5 protein-coding genes are annotated in these 2,853 nt (G+C 71.8%); all 5 read right to left on the bottom strand.

The annotated features are described in order from the left end of the window. Positions 1-395: triphosphoribosyl-dephospho-CoA synthase (locus Y694_RS21015; RefSeq protein ID WP_409072500.1), on the bottom strand; the 395-nt coding region annotated here is incomplete at its 3' end. A 37-nt stretch (positions 396-432) separates the two neighbouring features. Continuing rightward, on the bottom strand, positions 433-1,134 hold the full coding sequence (locus Y694_RS21010) for a biotin-independent malonate decarboxylase subunit gamma (protein WP_036236276.1): 702 nt from the start codon (positions 1,132-1,134) through the stop codon (positions 433-435). A gap of 11 nt (positions 1,135-1,145) precedes the next feature. Next, positions 1,146-2,021, bottom strand: coding sequence for a biotin-independent malonate decarboxylase subunit beta (locus Y694_RS21005; RefSeq protein ID WP_036236274.1), 876 nt, complete (start codon positions 2,019-2,021; stop codon positions 1,146-1,148). Beyond that, positions 2,018-2,350: a malonate decarboxylase acyl carrier protein gene (gene mdcC, locus Y694_RS21000; protein ID WP_036236272.1), complete on the bottom strand. Its 333-nt coding sequence runs from the start codon at positions 2,348-2,350 to the stop codon at positions 2,018-2,020. The genes Y694_RS21005 and mdcC overlap by 4 nt, the downstream gene beginning before the upstream one ends. Before the next feature lie 16 nt (positions 2,351-2,366). Further along, on the bottom strand, positions 2,367-2,853 hold a 487-nt coding region (locus tag Y694_RS20995), incomplete at its 5' end, for a malonate decarboxylase subunit alpha (protein WP_036236270.1).

Genomic DNA, 2,853 nt, shown 5'->3' with positions numbered 1-2,853 from the left:
CAGCGCGGCCGGCGTGCACGGGCCGCCCTGCGCGAGCACCGCGCCGGCACTGGCGCACAGCAGACCCAGCGTGAACACCGCGCGCGGTGGGTGTTGATGCCACCGGTGGCGCACAGCATGCGCCGCTCCGCGTCGATGCCCAGCCGCTCCAGCGCGTCGAAGCCTGCCTGCTGCGCGCCGAGCGCCGCCGCCTGCGGGAAGTAGCGTCGCAACGCGAACAGGCTGCGCATGAAAGTGGTGGCGTCCATGTCGGCATGGCTGCCGCGGTCGATGAACGACACCAGACCGGGCTTCGGGTAGAGCGCCAGCTCCTCGTACAGCGCCACCGTGGCGGCCCGGCCGATGCGCTGCGCGGCGCCATGCACCGGGCCCGCTGCGACAGCGGTGCCGACCACGGCCCGCTGCAGCGCGCCATGCGCTCCGGCTCGCGGTTCAGGCCGCATCGAGCACGCGCTGGATCACCGCCGCCGCGAGCCGGCGCCCGCCGCGCGTCCGACCGTCGGCGGCGCGCACGTCCTCGCCGGAGGCCGAGGCCAGGGCCTCACGCAGCGCCACCGCCAGATCGCCCGTCCACAGCCTGCGCACGCCGCCCATCGCCACGTAGTTCTCCACGCCGGGTGCGAACACCGGGTTGCTGCGCGAGAGCTCGGTGAGCCGGTCTTCGGAGATCTTGGTGACGCGCGCCATCGCCGGGATGCGCATCACGCGGATCTCGGCCTCGGGCAGCGCGTCGCAGGCATCGGCGATCAGCCCGGAGGTGATGAAGCCGCCGGACAACGCCTGGTCGTACACCAGCCCCAGCACGCGGTGACCGCGTCGCCGCGCGAAGTCGATGCTCATCCCCAGATGCGCCATCGCGCGGTTGATCCCCAGCAGTTCGTCCCGGCGGCGCAGCATCTGACCCTGCGTGTCGATCAGCAGCAGGATCGGCCGGCCCGGGTGCTGCGCGATCGTGTCGAGCACGACGCGCGCCTGCTCCAGCGCGAGCCGCACACCGATCGGTGCGTGGTTGGTCGTGCCGATGACCGTGAGTGGGTTGCCGTCGAAGCGCACGTTGCCGCGCAACACATCGCCTTCCTGGGAGATGCCGTGGTCGGCGCCGAACAAGGCCGTGGCCAGTGTGTTCCAGTCCATTCCAGTGCTCCTCAGACCGTGCGCAGGGAGCGCAGGGCATCGACGTCGAGGTCGGGCACGCGGGCGGCGTCGGCCACGCCCAGCAGCCCCCACAGTGCCACCGCCTCGTCGCTGTCGAGCGCGTCGGGCAGCAGCCGCAGCCGCCTGGCGAGCAGCGCGTGTTCACGCTCCAGCGTCCCCACCGACACGGGGCGCGATGCGTCGAGCGCGTCGATGGCCGCGGCCCGGAACGCCGCCACGTCGTCCTTCACCAGCACGTCGCAATCGCCGCTGAGCCAGCGGTGCTTGCCGCCCGTGGTGCGCCAGACCAGCGCGCGATCTCGGGAATCGAACTCTTCGACGCCTTGCGACGCCTCGATCACCTCCGGACCCGACATCGCCAGCCGGCCCATGTCGCTCATCACCACGCGGTCGGCGCAGCGCGCCACGATGCCCATGCCGCCGAAGCAGCCGTTGGCGCCGCCGATCAGCATCACGACCGGGATGCCCGCCGCGCGCACGTCGAGCACCGCGCGCATGACCTCGGACACCGCGATCAGGCCGGCGTTGGCCTCGTGCAGGCGCACGCCACCGGACTCGGCCAGCAGCAGCACCGCCGCCGGCCGGTCGCGCAGCGCCCGCCGCAGCAGGCCCACCAGCTTGGCACCGTGCACCTCGCCCACCCCACCGCCCATGAACTCACCTTCCTGGGCGGCAACGAACACCGTGTGACCCTCGAGCGTCGCGCGGCCGATGGCGACACCATCGTCGAAGGCCGAGGGCACGCCGAGCTGTTCGAGGTGCGGACTGATGACACGCTCGGTCGGCGGCAGCCATTCGTGGAATGTCGCGGCGTCGAACACCCGCGCCAGCCGCTCCCGGGCCGAGCATTCTGCGAAGCTGATCATGGTTGCCCTCCGGCGATCCCGGCCACCGCCTGGTCGAGCCGCAGGCTCACGACCGCGGGCGTGGCGCCCATGTCGTTGATCGAGATGCGCAAGCCGGACAGCGGCTGGCGCTCGTGAAAGTCGGTCATCACGGCCTGCCAGATCGCGCCAAAGCCACGCGCCGACGTCACGACGCGAATCTCGCAATCCGGGCGTTCTGCGGCCTCGAGCATCACCTCGAGGTTGCCCGATCCGACCACACCGACCAGCACGGGGGCGAAGCTGCCCGCCGGCCGGCCGCCGGTGAACGAGAAGACCAGGGTCTCGAGCCCTGAGGGGACGTCGCTCATGCTTGGGAATCTCCTGCTACCAGTTTCTGAACCGCCGGGGGGGCTGGTACAAGCCGCCCGACGCGTCCACCAGATCACGCATGCTGCGGGCCGCCAGCAGATTGCGCGTGGCCTGGCGAGGATCGATGCCGAGGTCCTGCGGCCGGCGGATCACGCCGCGGTCGCGCAGGTTCTCGACGGCGCGCCGGTCGCGCGCCAATCCCACGGCGGTGTAGCCGGCGACGCCCCGGATCGCCTGCTCGCGCTCGGCGTCGCTGCGGCACAGCAGCAGGTTGGCGATCCCTTCCTCGGTCAGGATGTGCGACACGTCCTCGCCGTAGATCATGATCGGCGGCAGGGCCATGCCGGACTGTTCCTGCAGCGTCCAGGCGTCGAGCCTTTCGACGAAGGCCGGTTGCATGTGTTCGCGGAAGGTCTCGACCATCTGGACCACCAGCTTCTGCCCGCGCGGCGTGCCCGCCGCACCGCTGCGGCCGGAGCGCGCCTCGCGGCCGGCCTTCAGC

The organism is Methylibium sp. T29-B (assembly GCF_000576225.1).
GTDB classification, from domain to species: Bacteria; Pseudomonadota; Gammaproteobacteria; order Burkholderiales; family Burkholderiaceae_C; genus Methylibium; species Methylibium petroleiphilum.
The sequence above is the reverse complement of the archived record's forward strand: the minus strand, read 5'-3'. Positions and strand labels throughout refer to the sequence as shown.